This is a genomic window from Pseudomonas sp. SL4(2022) (assembly GCF_026625725.1).
Classification (GTDB): Bacteria; Pseudomonadota; Gammaproteobacteria; order Pseudomonadales; family Pseudomonadaceae; genus Aquipseudomonas.
Genome location: NZ_CP113060.1, coordinates 3,097,102 through 3,115,081 on the forward strand (window position 1 = coordinate 3,097,102; position 17,980 = coordinate 3,115,081).

At 59.1% G+C, this 17,980-nt stretch carries 16 protein-coding genes, 3 tRNA genes and 1 pseudogene; 18 read left to right on the forward strand and 2 right to left on the reverse strand.

Annotated features, from left to right (window positions below; all coding sequences use genetic code 11):
- Nucleotides 1-65: 65 nt before the first annotated feature.
- From astD to OU997_RS14655, 11 genes are all read left to right on the forward strand, one after another.
- On the forward strand, nt 66-1,529 hold the full coding sequence (gene astD / locus OU997_RS14605) for a succinylglutamate-semialdehyde dehydrogenase (RefSeq protein ID WP_267807250.1): 1,464 nt from the start codon (nt 66-68) through the stop codon (nt 1,527-1,529).
- Nucleotides 1,526-2,875 (forward strand): N-succinylarginine dihydrolase, encoded by a 1,350-nt coding sequence (gene astB / locus OU997_RS14610; RefSeq protein ID WP_267807252.1) that lies wholly within the window; start codon nt 1,526-1,528, stop codon nt 2,873-2,875. The genes astD and astB overlap by 4 nt, the downstream gene beginning before the upstream one ends.
- Nucleotides 2,876-2,955: 80 nt before the next feature.
- Nucleotides 2,956-3,240, forward strand: a complete 285-nt coding sequence (locus OU997_RS14615) for a topoisomerase II (RefSeq protein ID WP_108488114.1) — start codon at nt 2,956-2,958, stop codon at nt 3,238-3,240.
- Between the two features lie 153 nt (nt 3,241-3,393).
- Complete coding sequence (astE, locus tag OU997_RS14620) at nt 3,394-4,404, forward strand: succinylglutamate desuccinylase (RefSeq protein ID WP_108488113.1); 1,011 nt, start codon at nt 3,394-3,396, stop codon at nt 4,402-4,404.
- Between the two features lie 114 nt (nt 4,405-4,518).
- The gene (gene ltaE / locus OU997_RS14625) at nt 4,519-5,523 is read left to right on the forward strand and encodes a low-specificity L-threonine aldolase (protein WP_267807254.1); all 1,005 of its coding nucleotides are present in this window, start codon (nt 4,519-4,521) and stop codon (nt 5,521-5,523) included.
- 121 nt (nt 5,524-5,644) lie between these two features.
- Nucleotides 5,645-8,269, forward strand: a complete 2,625-nt coding sequence (alaS, locus tag OU997_RS14630) for an alanine--tRNA ligase (RefSeq protein ID WP_267807256.1) — start codon at nt 5,645-5,647, stop codon at nt 8,267-8,269.
- 114 nt (nt 8,270-8,383) lie between these two features.
- Nucleotides 8,384-9,622 (forward strand): aspartate kinase, encoded by a 1,239-nt coding sequence (locus OU997_RS14635; protein WP_108488110.1) that lies wholly within the window; start codon nt 8,384-8,386, stop codon nt 9,620-9,622.
- A gap of 188 nt (nt 9,623-9,810) precedes the next feature.
- Nucleotides 9,811-9,996 (forward strand): carbon storage regulator CsrA, encoded by a 186-nt coding sequence (gene csrA, locus OU997_RS14640; protein WP_025165378.1) that lies wholly within the window; start codon nt 9,811-9,813, stop codon nt 9,994-9,996.
- 61 nt (nt 9,997-10,057) lie between these two features.
- Nucleotides 10,058-10,148 (forward strand) — tRNA-Ser (locus tag OU997_RS14645).
- 105 nt (nt 10,149-10,253) lie between these two features.
- Nucleotides 10,254-10,330: transfer RNA gene (locus tag OU997_RS14650), tRNA-Arg, on the forward strand.
- 68 nt (nt 10,331-10,398) lie between these two features.
- Nucleotides 10,399-10,475 (forward strand) — tRNA-Arg (locus tag OU997_RS14655).
- 119 nt (nt 10,476-10,594) lie between these two features.
- Here the strand turns inward: OU997_RS14655 and OU997_RS14660 are convergent.
- Complete coding sequence (locus OU997_RS14660; RefSeq protein ID WP_267807260.1) at nt 10,595-11,092, reverse strand: DUF4124 domain-containing protein; 498 nt, start codon at nt 11,090-11,092, stop codon at nt 10,595-10,597.
- A gap of 324 nt (nt 11,093-11,416) precedes the next feature.
- Here OU997_RS14660 and mgtE point away from each other — a divergent pair, with 324 nt between their 5' ends.
- The 3 genes and pseudogenes from mgtE to OU997_RS14675 form a co-directional block, all read left to right on the forward strand.
- Nucleotides 11,417-12,859: a magnesium transporter gene (gene mgtE / locus OU997_RS14665; RefSeq protein ID WP_108488108.1), complete on the forward strand. Its 1,443-nt coding sequence runs from the start codon at nt 11,417-11,419 to the stop codon at nt 12,857-12,859.
- Nucleotides 12,860-13,036: 177 nt separating this feature from the next.
- A complete protein-coding gene (locus tag OU997_RS21055; RefSeq protein ID WP_420713278.1) occupies nt 13,037-13,249 on the forward strand; it encodes an OadG family transporter subunit in 213 nt (70 codons plus the stop codon).
- 4 nt (nt 13,250-13,253) lie between these two features.
- Nucleotides 13,254-13,541 (forward strand): annotated as a pseudogene (locus tag OU997_RS14675) (oxaloacetate decarboxylase); the annotation flags it as partial.
- A 214-nt stretch (nt 13,542-13,755) separates the two neighbouring features.
- Here the strand turns inward: OU997_RS14675 and OU997_RS14680 are convergent.
- Nucleotides 13,756-14,076, reverse strand: coding sequence for an Arc family DNA-binding protein (locus OU997_RS14680; protein WP_108488106.1), 321 nt, complete (start codon nt 14,074-14,076; stop codon nt 13,756-13,758).
- A 394-nt stretch (nt 14,077-14,470) separates the two neighbouring features.
- Between OU997_RS14680 and phnC the strand changes: the two genes are divergently transcribed.
- From phnC to phnF, 4 genes are all read left to right on the forward strand, one after another.
- Nucleotides 14,471-15,307: a phosphonate ABC transporter ATP-binding protein gene (gene phnC / locus OU997_RS14685; RefSeq protein ID WP_267807261.1), complete on the forward strand. Its 837-nt coding sequence runs from the start codon at nt 14,471-14,473 to the stop codon at nt 15,305-15,307.
- 54 nt (nt 15,308-15,361) lie between these two features.
- Nucleotides 15,362-16,366, forward strand: a complete 1,005-nt coding sequence (phnD, locus tag OU997_RS14690; RefSeq protein WP_108488104.1) for a phosphonate ABC transporter substrate-binding protein — start codon at nt 15,362-15,364, stop codon at nt 16,364-16,366.
- A 66-nt stretch (nt 16,367-16,432) separates the two neighbouring features.
- Nucleotides 16,433-17,227 (forward strand): phosphonate ABC transporter, permease protein PhnE, encoded by a 795-nt coding sequence (phnE, locus tag OU997_RS14695; RefSeq protein ID WP_108488103.1) that lies wholly within the window; start codon nt 16,433-16,435, stop codon nt 17,225-17,227.
- Nucleotides 17,228-17,263: 36 nt separating this feature from the next.
- Nucleotides 17,264-17,968 carry a phosphonate metabolism transcriptional regulator PhnF gene (phnF, locus tag OU997_RS14700; protein WP_108488102.1) on the forward strand — a complete coding sequence of 235 codons (705 nt, stop codon included), beginning with the start codon at nt 17,264-17,266 and terminating at the stop codon, nt 17,966-17,968.
- The last annotated feature ends 12 nt before the right edge of the window (nt 17,969-17,980 follow it).

Genomic DNA, 17,980 nt, shown 5'->3' on the forward strand with positions numbered 1-17,980 from the left:
CGCTGTCTCTATTTGCTGATCCGGTGCAGGCCGGGTCTACACCTTGCTGGGAGTGATAAAACAAGATGAGCACTCATTACATCGCCGGTGGTTGGATCGCGGGTCAGGGTGAAGCCCTGGAATCACTCAATCCGGTCAGCCAGGAAGTCATCTGGCATGGACGCGCTGCCACGTCAGAACAGGTGGATGCAGCCGTGCAGGCTGCCCGCGCGGCCTTCCCGGTCTGGGCTACGCGCTCGCTGGATGAGCGTATCGTTGTGCTCGAACAGTTTGCTGCCACCCTCAAACAGCATGCTGAGGCGCTTGGCCACTGCATTGGCGAGGAAACCGGCAAACCGCTGTGGGAAACCGCCACCGAAGTCACCAGCATGGTCAACAAGGTTGCCATCTCGATTCAGAGCTACCGCGAACGTACCGGTGAGAAGAGCGGCCCGCTGGCTGATGCCACTGCTGTGCTACGGCACAAGCCGCATGGCGTGGTCGCAGTCTTCGGCCCTTACAACTTCCCGGGTCACCTGCCTAACGGGCATATCGTGCCGGCGCTGCTGGCAGGTAATTGCGTGGTGTTCAAACCCAGCGAGCTGACGCCGAAAGTCGCCGAGCTGACCGTCAAGTGCTGGATCGAAGCCGGTCTGCCGGCGGGCGTGCTCAACCTGGTGCAGGGTGCGCGCGAAACTGGCGTGGCGCTGGCCGCGCATGACGGTATCGACGGCTTGTTCTTCACCGGCTCCAGCCGCACCGGCAACCTGCTGCATAACCAGTTCGCCGGTCGCCCGGACAAGATCCTCGCCCTGGAAATGGGCGGCAATAACCCGCTGCTGGTGGATCAGGTTGCTGACCTCAATGCGGCGGTGTACACCATTATCCAATCGGCGTTTATTTCCGCCGGCCAGCGCTGCACCTGCGCACGCCGCCTGCTGGTGCCGCAAGGCGCGTGGGGCGATAGCCTGCTGGAGCGCCTGGTGGAGGTTGCCGCCAGTATCAAGGTCGGTAGCTTCGATGCTCAGCCTGCGCCCTTTATGGGCGCGGTGATTTCCCTGGCCGCCGCACAGCACCTGCTCAAGGCGCAGCAGCACTTGCTGGCTCAGGGCGCCAATCCACTGTTGGAAATGACTCAGCCGTTGGCCGGTGCCGCCCTGCTCACGCCTGGGATTATCGATGTGACCGAGGTCGCCAATCGTCCGGATGAAGAGTTCTTTGGCCCGTTGTTGCAGGTGATTCGCTACGCCGATTTCGATGCGGCCATCGTTGAGGCCAACAACACCCAGTACGGTCTGGCCGCTGGCCTGTTGTCCGACTCCAAGGCGCGCTACGAAGAGTTCTGGCTGCACAGTCGTGCCGGTATCGTCAACTGGAATAAGCAGCTGACCGGTGCCGCCAGCACCGCGCCCTTCGGCGGTGTGGGGGCTTCTGGCAACCACCGCGCCAGTGCCTATTACGCAGCCGACTATTGTGCCTACCCGGTGGCCTCGCTGGAATCCGACAGCCTGAGCCTGCCCGCCACCCTGACACCCGGAGTAAGTCTGTGAGCAACTCATATGAAGTGAATTTCGACGGACTGGTCGGGCCGACTCACAACTACGGCGGGCTGTCCTACGGCAACGTCGCCTCGCAGAGCAACAGCCAGGCCGCGTCCAATCCGAAAGAAGCCGCCAAGCAGGGCCTGGCCAAGATGAAGGCCCTGATGGAAATGGGCTTCAAGCAGGGTGTACTGGCCCCGCAGGAGCGTCCGAATATCGCCGTGCTGCGCAGCCTGGGTTTTACCGGCACCGACGCGCAGGTGATCCAGAACGCCGCGAAAGACGCCATGCCACTGCTGGTGGCCAGCTGCTCGGCGTCGAGCATGTGGACGGCCAACGCCTGCACTGTCAGCCCGAGTGCGGATACGGCCGATGGTCGCGTGCATTTCACCGCCGCCAACCTCAATTGCAAATTCCACCGCTCGATCGAGCACCCGACCACCAGTCGGGTGCTCAGCGCGATGTTCGCCAATGAGCAGCACTTTGCTCACCACGCCGCATTGCCGGCTGTCGCTCAGTTCGGCGATGAAGGCGCGGCCAACCACACACGCTTCTGCAAAGGCTACGGCGATGCCGGTGTGGAGTTCTTCGTCTTTGGCCGCAGTGCCTTCGACAGTCGCTTCCCGGCACCGCAGCGTTACCCGGCGCGGCAGACCCTGGAAGCCTCGCAGGCGGTGGCCCGTCTGCATGGCCTGAACGATGACGGTGTGGTCTACGCCCAGCAAACGCCAGCGGTGATTGATCAGGGCGTGTTCCACAACGACGTGATCGCCGTGGGCAATGGCGAGGTGCTGTTCTATCACCAGGACGCCTTCCTCGACACCGACAAGGTGCTGGCTGAGCTGAGCGATAAGCTCGCCCGCCGTGGCGGCAACTTCCAGGCGGTGTGCGTGCCGCGTGATGCGGTGACAGTGGAGGATGCGGTCAAGTCCTACCTGTTCAACAGCCAGCTGCTCAACCGCGCCGAGGGCGGCATGCTGCTGATCGTGCCGGAAGAGTGCCGCAACAACGGCAATGTTTGGCGCTACCTGGAGCAACTGACCAGCGGTAATGGGCCGATTCGCGAGGTCAAGGTCTTCGACCTCAAGCAGAGCATGCAGAACGGCGGTGGCCCGGCTTGCCTGCGCCTGCGCGTGGCGCTCAAGGAGCACGAACTGGCGGCGGTCAATCAGGGTGTGATCATGACCCCGACGCTGCACGACAGCCTCAACGTCTGGGTCGACAAGCACTACCGTGATCGCTTGAGCGAAAACGATCTGGCTGACCCACAATTGCTTAACGAATGCCGCGCGGCCTTGGACGAACTGACGCAGATCCTTAAACTGGGCGCGGTTTATCCATTCCAATTAGCTTGAGTAGGGTGGATCACGTCTTATCGATCCACCGGTGGATGTAAAAGCGACATCCACCCTACGTAAAACATTGTGGAGATTTTATGAGCGACGCCCTGCAACTGATACTCGAGGACACTGACGGCACCCAGCTGGAAACTTCCTGCACACGGTTTGCCGTGGTCTGGCAGGGTAAGGAAATCTGGATTCAGCAGGTCGGTAATGGCCAACTGATGATTGGTGTGGACGTGGAGGAGGGCGACACCGAGTACGCCAACCTGCTGCTGCGTCCGTTGGCCACCAATCTGGTCAGCCTGGAGCTGGAAATGGAAGCGGCTGATCTGACTGACGAAGACGGCCACGTGCATGGCCCAGACTGCAACCACTGAGAACCTGTTTACGGTCTGCTGCGCGTCAGCCCTGCTGCGTTAAAAGCAGGCTCGGAATGCTCATTTACAGCTCGTAAACTTCGCTTCTTCGCCTGATCTTGCCTTGTATGGCTCTAGCTCGCGAGGTCGTAAACACGTTCAGAGGAAACGCCCATGCTTGCCCTCGGTAAACTGCTTGAACTGACCCTGGCTGGCCACGAACCGGCAGCGAAGATTCAGCTGACCCCCGAGGGCACGCGTTTGCGTTGGCTGGCCGAAGGCGCGTTGGAAATAACGCCGCCGGTGGCCAGCGACAATGGCCTGGATCTGCTGCTGTCTGCCGGTCTCCATGGCAATGAAACCGCGCCGATTGAATTGCTTGACCGCCTGCTGCAAGGCATTGCCCGCAGCCAGTTGAAGCCTCGCGCGCGGATTCTCTTTCTGTTCGGTAACCCCGCCGCCATGCGCAGCGGTGAGCGCTATATCGAGCAGGACATCAACCGCCTGTTCAACGGCCGCCACGATCAGCACACCGGTGCTGAAGCGTTGCGTGCTTGCGATCTGGAACATATGGCTGCAGCCTTCTTCAGCAAGCCGGAGCGCACCCGTCTGCATTACGACCTGCACACGGCGATTCGCGGGTCAAAAATCGAGCAGTTCGCCCTCTACCCGTTTCAGGAAGGCCGCCCACGCAGTCAGCGCGAACTGGCGCGCCTGAGCGCTGCCGGGATTGAGGCGGTGCTGTTGCACAATAAAAGCTCGATTACCTTCAGCGCCTACACCTATACCCAGCTTGGGGCGGAAGCCTTCACCCTGGAACTGGGTAAGGCGCGGCCGTTTGGGCAGAACGAGTTGGTTAACCTCGATCTGCTTGAACAGCATCTGCGGGCCCTGATCGAAGGCCGCGAGCCCGAAGGTGTCACTGATGATCTGGGCGAGCTGAAGTTATTTGCCGTAGCGCGCGAAGTGATCAAGCACAGCGACGCCTTCAAACTGCACTTGCCGGCCGACATCGAGAACTTCAGCGAACTGCCGCAGGGCTACTTGCTGGCCGAGGATCTGGCCGATACCCGCTGGGTGGTAGATGAGCCGGGTGCACGCATCATCTTCCCCAACCCCAAGGTCAAGAACGGACTGCGCGCCGGCATCCTGATCGTTCCCGCCGAAGACGTGCAGTTGGCCTGAGTTAACTCGGCTGGCTCGTAATCTGTCCTGCGGTTTATCGCCTGATCTGTACCTTGTTTGCCTTGTGGGCGCGCTTTAGCATCGGGCTTTAGCCTCATTTAAGGACTGCCCGCCATGCCCGTTATCGACCTGCGCAGCGACACCGTCACCCAGCCGACTCCAGGTATGCGCGAGGCCATGCAAGCCGCCGCGCTGGGCGATGACGTGTATGGCGAAGACCCTACGGTCAATCACCTGGAGCATTATCTGGCGGCTGAGCTGGGCTTCGAGGCGGCGCTGTTCGTGCCCACTGGCACCATGAGTAATTTGCTCGGATTGATGGCCCATTGCGCGCGCGGTGACGAATACATCGTCGGCCAGCAGGCGCATACCTATAAGTACGAAGGTGGCGGCGCGGCGGTGCTCGGTTCGATCCAGCCGCAGCCGATTGACGGCGAAGCGGATGGCTCGTTGGATTTGGCCAAGGTCGAAGCCGCCATCAAGCAGGATGACTTCCACTTCGCCCGTACCCGCCTGCTGGCACTGGAAAACACCATGCAGGGCAAGGTGCTGCCGCAGGCCTATCTGCAGGCGGCGCGCGAGCTGACCAAACGGCGCGGGCTGGCCCTGCACCTGGATGGCGCGCGGTTGTACAACGCGGCGGTCAAGTTGGGCGTGCCAGCGCGTGACATCACGCAGTACTTCGATTCAGTGTCGGTGTGCTTGTCCAAAGGTCTCGGCGCGCCGATTGGCTCTGTGCTGTGCGGCTCAGCCGAGCTGATCGGCAAGGCGCGACGGCTGCGCAAGATGGTCGGCGGTGGTATGCGTCAGGCCGGTATGCTCGCAGCCGCCGGTTTGTATGCCTTGCAACATCAGGTGGCGCGCCTGGCCGAGGATCACGCCAACGCCGAGCGATTGGCTGCCGGCTTGCGCGAGCTGGGTTATGCAGTGGAGCCGGTGCAGACCAATATGGTCTACGCCCAGGTCGGCGAGCAGGCTGGCGCGCTGAAGGCCTTCTGCGCCGCGCGCGGGATCAAACTCACCGCCGCACCACGGCTGCGCATGGTCACTCACCTGGATATTGCTGCGGCGGATATCGATCAGGTGGTCGCAGCCTTCGCCGAATTTCGCCGGAATTGATTGTCTTGGGGCGATGAATAGTCGCCCTCTATCAATAAAGGCACTAGCCCCCTAGCGCAGGCCCGATATAATGCGGCCCTTTGCCGGCTTTGTCGTGGCCGCTGGTTTTTGGAAGATTCCTATGAAAAGCGCAGAAATCCGTGAAGCCTTCCTCAGCTTCTTCGAACAGAAGGGACACACCCGTGTCGCCTCCAGCTCCCTGATTCCGGGCAATGACCCGACCCTGCTGTTCACCAACGCAGGGATGAACCAGTTCAAGGATTGCTTCCTCGGCCTGGAAAAGCGCGCCTACACCCGCGCCGCCACCAGCCAGAAGTGCGTGCGTGCCGGCGGCAAGCACAACGACCTGGAAAACGTCGGTTACACCGCACGTCACCACACCTTCTTCGAAATGCTCGGCAACTTCAGCTTTGGCGACTATTTCAAGCGCGACGCCATTCACTTCGCCTGGGAGTTCCTCACTGGCGAAAACTGGCTGAACCTGCCCAAGGAAAAACTCTGGGTCACCGTCTACGCCACCGACGATGAAGCCTTTGATATCTGGAACAAGGAAATCGGCGTTCCGGTCGAGCGCATGATCCGCATCGGCGACAACAAAGGTGCGCCGTACGCGTCCGACAACTTCTGGACCATGGGCGACACAGGCCCGTGCGGCCCGTGCACCGAGATTTTCTTCGATCACGGCGATCACATCTGGGGCGGTCCACCCGGCAGCCCGGAAGAGGACGGTGATCGCTACATCGAAATCTGGAACAACGTGTTCATGCAGTTCAACCGTACTGCCGATGGCGTGCTGCACCCGCTGCCGGCACCGAGCGTGGACACCGGCATGGGCCTGGAGCGCATCAGCGCCGTGCTGCAACACGTCAATTCGAACTACGAGATTGACCTGTTCCAGAGCCTGCTGAACGCGGCGGCCAAGGCCATCGGTTGCGCCAACGAAGGCCAGGCGTCGCTGAAAGTGGTCGCTGACCATATCCGCTCGTGCGGCTTCCTGATCGCGGATGGCGTGACGCCGTCCAATGAGGGGCGTGGCTACGTGCTGCGCCGTATTATCCGTCGCGCCTGCCGTCACGGTAACAAACTGGGCGCCAAGGGCAGCTTCTTCTATCAGATCGTTGCCGCGCTGGTGGCCGAGATGGGCGATGCCTTCCCTGAGCTGAAACAGCAGCAGGCGCATATCGAGCGCGTGCTGAAAACCGAAGAAGAGCAGTTCGCCAAGACCCTGGAGCAGGGCTTGAAGATTCTTGAACAAGACTTGGCCGAGTTGAAAGGCACGGTGATTCCGGGTGAAGTGATCTTCAAGTTGTACGACACCTTCGGCTTCCCGATGGACCTCACCGGCGACATCGCCCGTGAGCGTGAGTTGACCCTGGATGAAGAAGGCTTCGAGCGCGAAATGGAAGAGCAGCGCAAGCGCGCCCGCTCTGCCAGCGCCTTCGGCATGGACTACAACAGCCTGGTCAAGGTTGATAGCGACACCGCGTTCCTTGGTTACCAGGGCACCAGTGGCAGCGGCAAGATCATTGCGCTGTTCAAGGCCGGTCAGGCCGTCGACAGTCTGAGTGAGGGCGAGGAGGGCGTTGTGGTCCTCGATCAGACGCCGTTCTATGCCGAATCCGGTGGTCAGGTCGGTGACTGCGGCTTTCTTGAAGGTGCAGGCGTGCGTTTCGATGTGCGCGATACCACCAAGGCTGGCGGCGCGTTCCTGCACCACGGGGTTGCGCTCAAAGGCGGCTTGAGTGTCGGCACCTCGGTCAAGGCCGAAGTCGACGCCAGCGTGCGTCAGGCCACTGCGCTCAATCACTCTGCGACTCACTTGCTGCACGCGGCCCTGCGTCAGGTGCTCGGTGAGCACGTGACCCAGAAGGGCTCGCTGGTCGACAGCCAGCGTCTGCGTTTTGACTTCAGCCACTTTGAGGCGATCACTCCAGCGCAGCTGAAAGAACTGGAGAGCATCGTCAACCGTGAAGTGCGCGGCAACAGCGAAGTTGAAACCCTGGAGACCGACATCGAAACGGCCAAGGCCAAGGGGGCCATGGCGCTGTTCGGTGAGAAGTACGGTGATCAGGTGCGCGTGCTGAGCATGGGCGGCGACTTCTCCGTTGAACTCTGCGGCGGTACCCACGCCAAGCGCACAGGCGATATCGGCGTGTTCAAAATCATCAGCGAAAGCGGTGTGGCGGCTGGCGTGCGCCGAATTGAAGCGGTCACCGGCGCAGCCGCTTTTGCCTACCTCAATGGTGCGGAAGAACAGCTGAAAGAAGCGGCGGCGCTGGTTAAGGGCAGCCGTGACAACCTGCTGGACAAGCTCGCCGGTGTGCTGGAGCGCAACCGTCAGCTGGAGAAAGAACTGGAGCAGCTCAAGGCCAAGGCCGCCAGCGCGGCGGGTAATGACCTGGCGGGTTCGGCTGTCGACGTCAAAGGCATCAAGGTGCTGACTGCGCGTATCGACGGCCTTGACGGCAAGGCGCTGCTGGCGATGGTCGATCAGCTGAAGAACAAGCTCGGCAGCGCGGTGATCCTGCTCGGCGGCGTGCAGGAGGATAAGGTCGTGCTGGTGGCTGGTGTAACGCAGGATCTGACCGCCAAGCTGAAGGCCGGCGAGCTGATGAAGCAGGCTGCTGCTGCTGTCGGCGGCAAGGGCGGCGGTCGTCCGGACATGGCTCAAGGCGGTGGTGTCGATGCGGCTGCACTGGATGGTGCGTTGGCGCTGGCTGTTACTTTTGCTGAGCAAGGTCTGTAAGTAGCGGATTGCTTGAGTGTACAGAGCAAGGTCCGGCATACGCCCGGCGGGCCTTGGCAGGGTTTTGAGTTATCTGTTTAATGGGCGCCCTTCACGGGCTGAGGCGGCTTTGAAATGGCTTTGATCGTACAGAAATTTGGCGGCACCTCCGTCGGCACTGTTGAGCGTATTCAGCAGGTGGCCGCGAAGGTGAAGAAATTCCGCGAAAACGGCGATGATATTGTGGTTGTGGTTTCCGCCATGAGCGGTGAAACCAATCGCCTGATCGATCTGGCCAAACAGGTCAGTGATGGTCAGCCGGTACCGCGTGAACTTGACGTGATGGTCTCTACCGGCGAGCAGGTGACGATTGCCCTGCTGGCCATGGCGCTGATCAAGATTGGCGTGCCGGCGGTGTCCTATACCGGCAACCAGGTGCGCATCCTGACCGATAGTGCGCACAACAAGGCGCGCATCCTGCAGATCGATGACCAGAAACTGCGTGCCGACCTCAAGGCCGGTCGTGTGGTGGTGGTCGCCGGTTTCCAGGGTGTCGACGAGCACGGCAATATCACCACGCTGGGTCGTGGTGGTTCAGACACCACCGGTGTGGCGCTGGCTGCTGCGCTGAAGGCCGATGAGTGCCAGATTTATACCGATGTGGACGGTGTGTACACCACCGACCCGCGTGTGGTACCGCAGGCTCAGCGCCTGGAAAAGATCACCTTTGAAGAGATGCTGGAAATGGCCAGCCTCGGCTCCAAGGTGCTGCAGATTCGTTCGGTGGAATTCGCCGGCAAGTACAACGTCCCGCTGCGCGTGCTGCACAGCTTCCAAGAGGGGCCGGGCACCCTCATTACCCTTGATGAAGAGGCATCCATGGAACAGCCGATTATCTCCGGCATCGCTTTTAACCGCGACGAAGCCAAGCTGACTGTCCGTGGCGTACCGGACATCCCGGGCGTGGCGTTCAAGATCCTCGGCCCGATCAGTGCCGCGAACATCGAAGTCGACATGATCGTGCAGAACGTTTCGCACGATAACACCACCGATTTCACCTTCACCGTACACCGCAATGACTACACCGCGGCGTTCGAAGTGTTGGAAAACACCGCTCGCGAACTGGGTGCGCGCGAAGTGATTGGCGACACCAAGATCGCCAAGGTGTCCATTGTGGGTGTCGGCATGCGTTCCCACGCCGGCGTCGCCAGCCGCATGTTCGAAGCGCTGGCCAAGGAAAATATCAATATCCAGATGATCTCGACCTCGGAAATCAAAGTCTCCGTGGTAATCGAGGAGAAATATCTGGAGTTGGCGGTGCGCGCCCTGCACACTGCTTTTGAACTGGATGCCCCGGCCCGTCAGGGCGACTGAGGCATTATCCGAAAGGCGCGGTTTATCCCGCGCCTTTTGTCTTTTTGGTTGGCATGAGCAGGAACTTTCTTTCTGCTCACACTGGTCAATACTTGGGTGAAGGCTCTGCTTGAGATATTCGGGGCTGCCACCATTTTCTTTTTTGCAGACTGCTGCTGTATTGAACTGATATCCGTAAGGAGAAAGGAATGCTGATTCTGACTCGCCGGGTCGGAGAGACCCTGATGGTGGGTGACGAAGTCACTGTCACCGTGTTGGGCGTTAAAGGTAATCAGGTGCGCATAGGCGTTAACGCGCCTAAAGAAGTCGCTGTGCACCGTGAGGAAATTTACCAGCGCATCCAGAAAGAGAAGGGTGAGGAACCAAGCCACTAATTTTATTGAAATTTTGGCTTTGCAAACGGGGAAAACATGGTTATCATGCGCCCCGTGTTGCGGAGAGGTGGCCGAGTGGCCGAAGGCGCTCCCCTGCTAAGGGAGTACACCTCAAAAGGGTGTCGGGGGTTCGAATCCCCCCTTCTCCGCCATATTTAGTGTTGTAGGTGGTGTTGCGTTAAAGCGATAAGTTATTGAAACTATTCGATTTAATGCTTGATTATGAAAATCGACTCCTTATAATGCGCACGCTCTACGGACTCATAGCTCAGCTGGATAGAGTACTCGGCTACGAACCGAGCGGTCGGAGGTTCGAATCCTCCTGAGTCCGCCATATACGAAACATCTGCACTGCGGATGATTCGGGCAACCAGTGGTGATCTGGTATAAAAAACGCCAACTGGACTCATAGCTCAGCTGGATAGAGTACTCGGCTACGAACCGAGCGGTCGGAGGTTCGAATCCTCCTGAGTCCGCCACACAAGAAGGGCCTGCAGTGATGCAGGCCCTTTTTTATTGCCCAGGTTTTTACCGGGCTATTTGTCAGGTTGTGTGACGCGGTGATGAGTGTGTTTTCCGGCCATGTGCTCTGCAGGCTTCAGCGTTTGGTTTTGCCTTTGACGCAGCCGGCTTCATCGAAACTGACATTGCGCTTGTTCCCTTTCTTGCCCTGATAGATATAACGCGTCTGACCGTTGTGTTCGTTGACCTTGTCGGGTCTGCCCAGGCTGCTTTCCACATCGGCGCGACTCATGCCCGTGCGGATCTGCTGTTTGATGATCGCGGCGCGGCGCTCACTGCTGCTTAGTTGGTTGCCGCAAGCGTCCTCCTTGACGCCGACCACCGCCAGCTCCTGCTTATCGGTCTTCTTGCTGTTGTGGTTGCTTTTTTGTGGTTTGGCCAGTGGTACCGGTTTGCCGCTGCCGGGTGTGGGGTTATAAGCCTGCTGCAGGCTTTGCTGGTGGCTAGCAGGGCAACCCTGGCGGGTGAAAGTGATATGCCCCTTGGCATCTTCGCAGCGGTATACAGTTGAGCCGAGCGTGCTCAATGGGCAAAGCAGAATGGCGCAGCAAGCTGCGTAATGCAGTCCTCGCATCGTACGTCCTCCATGACGGTTCAGTTCAGAAGGGTAGCCGATACCTTTGTGATCGCCAGGCGTGCCTTGTGCAATGTGCGGCTCGTCGCAGCTACAGATATGTACACGCGTACTCAAGTTTGTCTTGCAAGCGCTTGTTCTAGGATTGTTTTTGTCACATGCAAAGCGCTTTGGCGGTGGTATCATTTGCGTGTCAGCCCCGCCGGGGCTTGTGGAAAACCACCATGGACTTACCCAGTAGTTACTCTGAATCTCGATTGTGCAATCACGTGTTGACTGATTGACCCTCTGTGGCGTGCGCTGCCGCTGGGGGTGGAGCATGCCATGACTGAAGTAGAAGCAAAAAAACCGCAAGAAAGTCTGCAGGTCCGCCTGGCTCAGGTGGTCGAACTGTTGCATCGCCACAAAGTGGTGGAAGACCTGACTCATCGTCAGGAAGGCTTACACCACGACCGGGTGGAAAACCTGGTGCACCGGCAAAATCTCGCCGAATTGCAGCGCAAGCTTGATGAGCTGCACTCCGCTGACGTTGCTCATATTCTCGAAGCCTTGCCCTTGGGCGATCGCCTGACTGTCTGGCAGTTGGTCAAGGTTGAGCGCGACGGCGACATTCTTCTTGAAGTGTCCGATGCGGTGCGCGAAACCCTGCTCGCCGACATGGATGACCATGAAATTCTCGCGGCGGCCAAGGAAATGGACGCCGACGAGCTGGCTGACCTGGCCTCCGAGCTGCCGCGTGATGTTGTCCATGAGCTGATGGAAACCCTCGACGCCCAGCAGCGTGAGCGTGTGCGTTCGGCGCTGTCCTACGATGACGATCAGGTCGGCGCACTAATGGACTTCGAGATGGTCACCATCCGGGAGGATGTCAGCCTGGAAGTGGTGCTGCGCTACCTGCGTCGTCTCAAGGAGCTGCCGGGGCATACCGACAAGCTGTTCGTAGTTGATTACGACGGGGTGCTCAAGGGTGTGCTGCCGGTCAAGCGACTGCTGGTCAATGATCCGGACAAGCTGGTCAGTGAAGTCATGGCCACTGATCCGGTGAGTTTCCATCCAGACGAAGACGCCTATGATGCGGCGCAGGCATTCGAACGCTATGACCTGATTTCCTCTCCCGTGGTGGACAAGAACGGCAAGTTGATCGGCCGTCTGACCATTGACGAGATGGTCGACCTGATTCGTGAGGAAAGCGAAAGCGAAGTCCTCAACATGGCCGGTCTGCGCGAGGAGGAAGACATTTTCGCCTCGGTGTGGAAATCCCTACGCAACCGCTGGGCCTGGCTGGCCATCAACCTGGTTACAGCCTTTATGGCGTCGCGGGTGATTGGTCTGTTTGAAGGCTCTATTGAGAAACTGGTGGCGCTGGCGGCGCTGATGCCGATTGTTGCGGGCATTGGCGGTAACTCCGGTAACCAGACCATCACCATGATCGTTCGCGCCATGGCGCTGGATCAGGTCAGTACTGGCAATACCGGACGTCTGATTCGCAAGGAGCTGGGTGTGGGGCTGATCAACGGCTTGATCTGGGGTGGGGTGATCGGTGTTGTGGCATTTCTGTTGTATGACAGCTGGTCGCTGGGGGTGGTGATGACTGCTGCGATGACCCTCAACCTGTTGTTGGCGGCGTTGATGGGGGTGCTGATTCCCATGACGCTGGTACGTATGGGGCGGGATCCGGCCATGGGTGCCAGTGTGATGATCACGGCGGTCACCGACAGCGGCGGCTTCTTTATCTTCCTGGGGCTGGCCAGTTTGTTTCTGCTCTGATTCGATCACTGGCTGGAGTGGTGCATTCTTGATAGCAATGTTCCATCCAGCCAGGCAGGTTTGCTTCACGCGCCCATATCAGGCTAAGGCTCGTCACCTTTGTTCGACTATGGTTTCCAGAGCGCCCCTTTTCTAATAATTAAATCAGCATCATTCGATGCTGATAATGGAGCCCATATCACTCTCAGTGAACTCCTGTTCGAGGGTGTCGAGCTCATGCTATTCGGTATGAGTTTTGTGTTTCTCTTCTTAGTGCTGTTGGTGTTGATGACCCGCGTGATGTCGTGGGTTATTGCGCAGTTTGCTGTGCCGACGCCAGTTGTGCAGTCTTCGTCACCGTTGGCCAGGCTGTTCGATGGCGCTGAAGCTGTTACCAGCCTATATGCTTGATACCGGAATGGAAAAGCTGGCTGCTGAGCTCGAAGGTATTGCCAAAGAGAGGGGCATCAAGCTTGCTGCCGATGAAATCGACGATGTTCTGACCTACGCCCTGTTCCCGCAGATCGGCCTGGAATTTCTGTAAAACCGTGGTAATCCGGCGGTGCTCGAGCCGGTGCCGGCAGGCAAGGAAGTGCCCGCTCGTGAGGCCGGCAAGCCTGAGGTCTACACCGTTGAAGTGGTTGGCAGGTCCTATGTGGTGCAAGTCAACGACGACATCGAAGGGTTCAAGGCTGTTGGTGGCGGTACCAATAGGCTGCTGCGGTGGCCGCAGGGGTATTACTCAGCTTTGTCGGTTGATAGGAATAGCCAATAAAAAACCGCCCTAGAGGCGGTTTTTTATTGGCTTGCCGTCCTGGGTGTGACCTCTCTGAGGTGTACCACAGCCGGAATAGGGCGAATGCCGTTTTAGTTGCAGTAAAAAACCGGCCTAAGCCGGTTTTTTACTGTACAGCGCATCAGGCGTCTTCTTCGTTGGCCATCTCTGCGTCGTGAGCAATCAATGCCACCAGGGCATTTTGCTGGCGCCGCGACAGCTGGCGGAAACGTTGCAGCAACTCGCGTTCATGCAGCGACAGCTCGGGGCTGTCCAGGCGCATGTTGAGTTCGTCACCCAGTGTGCTTTCCTGGAGCATGCTCTGCTCAAGGCGAGCAATGATCTCCGAATTCATGCTGCGGTGATGGTTACGTGCGACATCCGCAATACGTTCGCGCATGCCATCAGGCAGACGAACTACGAACTTGTCAGCGGTACGGCTGGAATAGAGTGCTGGTTTCATAGGGCGCGTACATTAAACCGGTTAGTTCAGGAAAGCGATACTGGCAATGGGCTATAGGATTGTCACCGGTTTGACCATCTTTAGCACTAACCGTTCAGCCAGAAAGCCATTTGAATCGCGAAGTGACTTATCAGTCTATGAGTCGTTATTTTGGCGTCAATAACGTGCCGTAATTTTGCGTCGAGTAAAGGCGTTTTGCCAGCACCGGCTATCAGAAATGCGCTGCACCCTGCAAAAAAACACACGCTAATTTTTTTGCAGGAAAAGCTTCAAGCAATGGTCACTCAAGTGTCACGGCTCATTAATCGCTCTGACACAGGATTTGCCTACCTTGGTCTACACCAGAAAGCGGCTTACGGTCGCGGTGTAAACGCTAATAAAAAGGAGGCATTCGATGAGCGCGGTGATCCGGGTTGAAAACCTGAATAAGACGTTCGGTCGCAAGCAGGCGCTGTTCGATCTGGCGCTGTCCGTCGAGCCCGGTGAAATGGTGGCGCTGATCGGAGCCTCGGGTTCTGGTAAGTCGACCTTGCTGCGTCATGTTGCCGGCCTGGCCTGTTGCGACCGTACAGGTGGCGGCAGCATCCAAGTGTTGGGGCGTGAGGTACAGGCCGCCGGCCGGCTGAATGGCGAAGTCCGTCGTTTGCGCGCCGATATTGGCTACATCTTCCAGCAGTTCAATCTGGTCGGCCGCCTCAGCGTGCTGCAGAACGTGCTGCTCGGCTGTTTAGGGCGTATGCCGCGCTGGCGCGGCAGTTTCGGTTTGTTCAATGCCGAAGAGAAACAGCGTGCGCTGCAGGCGCTGGCCCGCGTTGGGCTGGCTGACCTGGCGCAGCAGCGCGCCTCAACCTTGTCCGGTGGTCAGCAGCAGCGTGTAGCGATTGCCCGCGCTCTGTGTCAGCGCGCCAAGGTAATTCTGGCCGATGAGCCGATTGCCTCGCTGGACCCTGAGTCCGCGCGCAAGGTCATGCAGATTCTGGCCGACATCAACCGTGAAGACGGCACTACGGTGGTGGTCACCCTGCATCAGGTTGATTACGCCATGCGCTACTGCCAGCGCGCCGTGGCGTTGAAGGCGGGGCGTATTCATTACGACGGTGCCGCCGGCGAGTTGCATGCCAACTTCCTTAACGATCTGTACGGGGCCGAGTTGATCGCCGAGTCGCAAGTCGCTGAAAAGTCGAAGCGTTCGCGCAAGGCCAAAGCCCCACTGACTCTGGCTAAAGCCTGAGTGCTTCCTGTTTCTCCAACCCCTGTATGTCCATCTGCACTAGGAGTGCTTTGCATGTTCAAACGTATCAGTCGCGTTCTCGCCGCGTCCACGCTGCTGGCTGGTTCGGTTCTGGGCGCCGCCCAGGCCGCTGAGCAGGAAATCAATTTCGGCATCATCTCTACCGAGTCTTCGCAGAACCTGAAAAGCATGTGGGACCCCTTCCTGGCCGACATGGGCAAGCAAACCGGGTTGAAGATCAATGCTTTCTTCGCGCCTGACTACGCGGGGATCATTCAGGGTATGCGCTTCGACAAGGTTGATGTGGCCTGGTATGGCAACAAGGCCGCAATGGAAGCGGTTGACCGCGCCGGTGGGCAGATCTTCGCCCAGACCGTTGCTGCCAATGGTACCCAGGGCTATTACAGCCTGATGGTGGCGCACAAGGACAGCGCGATCAACTCGATCGAAGACATGCTGAAAAACGCCAAGACCCTGACTTTCGCCAACGGCGACCCGAACTCCACCTCGGGTTACCTGGTACCGGGCTACTACGTGTTCGCGCAGAACAATGCCGACGCCAACAAGATCTTCAAGCGTGCTCTCAACGGCAGCCATGAAGTCAACGCCCTGTCGGTAGCCAACAAGCAGGTCGATGTCGGCACCTTCAACAGCGAAGGCATGGAGCGTCTGCAAGTGACTGCCCCTGACAAAGCTGCCCAGCTGAAAGTGATCTGGACCTCGCCGCTGATCCCGTCCGACCCAATGGTATGGCGCAAGAACCTGGATGACGCGAGTAAGAACAAGCTGCGTGAATTCTTCATGACCTACGGTGATGAGCCGGCCGAGCAGAAAGTCCTGGTCGGTCTGCAGTGGGCCAAGTTCAAGGCGTCTGATGACGATCAACTGCTGCCGATTCGTCAGCTGGAACTGTTCAAAAAGCGCACCGAAGTGGCTAACAACGACAAGCTCAAGGAAGCCGACAAGCAGGCTCAACTCAAGGAGTTGGATGCCGAGTTGGCCAAGCTGGAAAAACGCATGGCTGAAATCGCCAAGCAAAGCCCTGCCAGCGCTGGTTAATCGCAGTGCTCGACCCGCCGTCTACGGCGGGTCGTTTTCTTCTGCCGCCTGATTCGAGATGTTGTTATGACCACTTTGACCACCGCTCCCGCGCCTGACCTGATTGCCAAGCGTTCCTGGCTGCAACTGATCGGCTGGGGGTTGTTCTTTGTTGTGTTGGCCTGGTCCTGGCAGGGCGCGGAGATGAATCCGCTGGCGCTGATCCGCGACTCCAGCAACATGGCGACCTTTGCCGCGGACTTTTTTCCGCCTGATTTCAGCAACTGGGAGCTGTACCTCAAGGAGATGATTGTCACCGTGCAGATCGCCCTGTGGGGCACGGTGTTGGCGATTGTCTGCGCGATCCCGCTGGGCATTCTCTGCTCGGAAAACATTGTCCCGTGGTGGGTCTACCAGCCGATTCGCCGGGTGATGGACGCCTGCCGTTCGATCAATGAAATGGTCTTCGCCATGCTCTTCGTGGTGGCGGTTGGCCTGGGGCCATTCGCCGGTGTATTGGCGCTGTTTATCGGCACCACCGGGGTGTTGGCCAAACTGTTTGCCGAGGCCGTTGAGGCCATCGATCCGGGCCCGGTTGAAGGCGTGCGCGCCACCGGCGCCAGCGCGTTGCAGGAAGTTATCTACGGGGTGATTCCGCAAGTGCTGCCGCTGTGGATTTCCTATTCGCTGTACCGCTTCGAATCCAACGTGCGCTCGGCCACGGTGGTCGGCATGGTCGGTGCCGGCGGCATCGGGGTGATGCTTTGGGAAGCGATTCGCGGCTTCCAGTTCGGTCAGACCTGCGCCCTGCTGATCGTGATCATCGTGGTGGTCAGCCTGCTGGACATCATTTCGCAGCGCCTGCGCAAACAATTCATCTGACGGAGAGCGGGCATCTGCGGATGCCCTTTATTAGCCATGCACTTGTCTAGACAACCTGAGCCGCTGTACCGCGAACTGGCTGCCGTGCTGCGCGATGAACTGCAGCGCATGAGCCCTGGCGATTACCTGCCGGCCGAGGTGCAGCTGGCCGCGCGTTTTGCCGTCAACCGCCATACCCTGCGCCGGGCGGTGGATGAGCTGGTGCTCGAAGGCCGCCTGCTGCGCCAGCAGGGCAAGGGCACGCGGGTGTTGGCTAAACCCATGGTCTATCCGATGCAGGCCGGCAGTGCCTACAGCGCTTCGCTCTCGGCGCTTGGCCACAAGGTCGAGGCGCAATTGCTGGAAAGCCGCCTGCGCCCGGCCAGCTGCGAGGAGCGCGAGTACCTGCAACTGCCCAGTGCTGCGCAACTGCTGGAGCTGAGCACTTTGCGCCTGATTGAAGGCCAGCCCGTCAGCCTGATTCGGCATGCCTTCAGCACCGAATACGCCGAGTTGCTGGCCGACTACCAGGGTGGCTCGCTGCGCCAGTACCTCAGCCAGCGCGGGCTGCCACTGACCCGCACCTTCAGCCTGATCGGCGCGCGCCTGCCCAGCCGCGACGAGGCCGCGCGGTTGTTGATGCCCAAGCATGCACCGCTGTTGAGTGTGCAAACCCTTTCCCGCGATCTGGCCGGACGGCCGGTGGAGCTGTCGTTATCGACCAGCCGCGCCGACCGTTTCCAGTACCAGCTCGCCCTTTGATGGAGGCTTGTT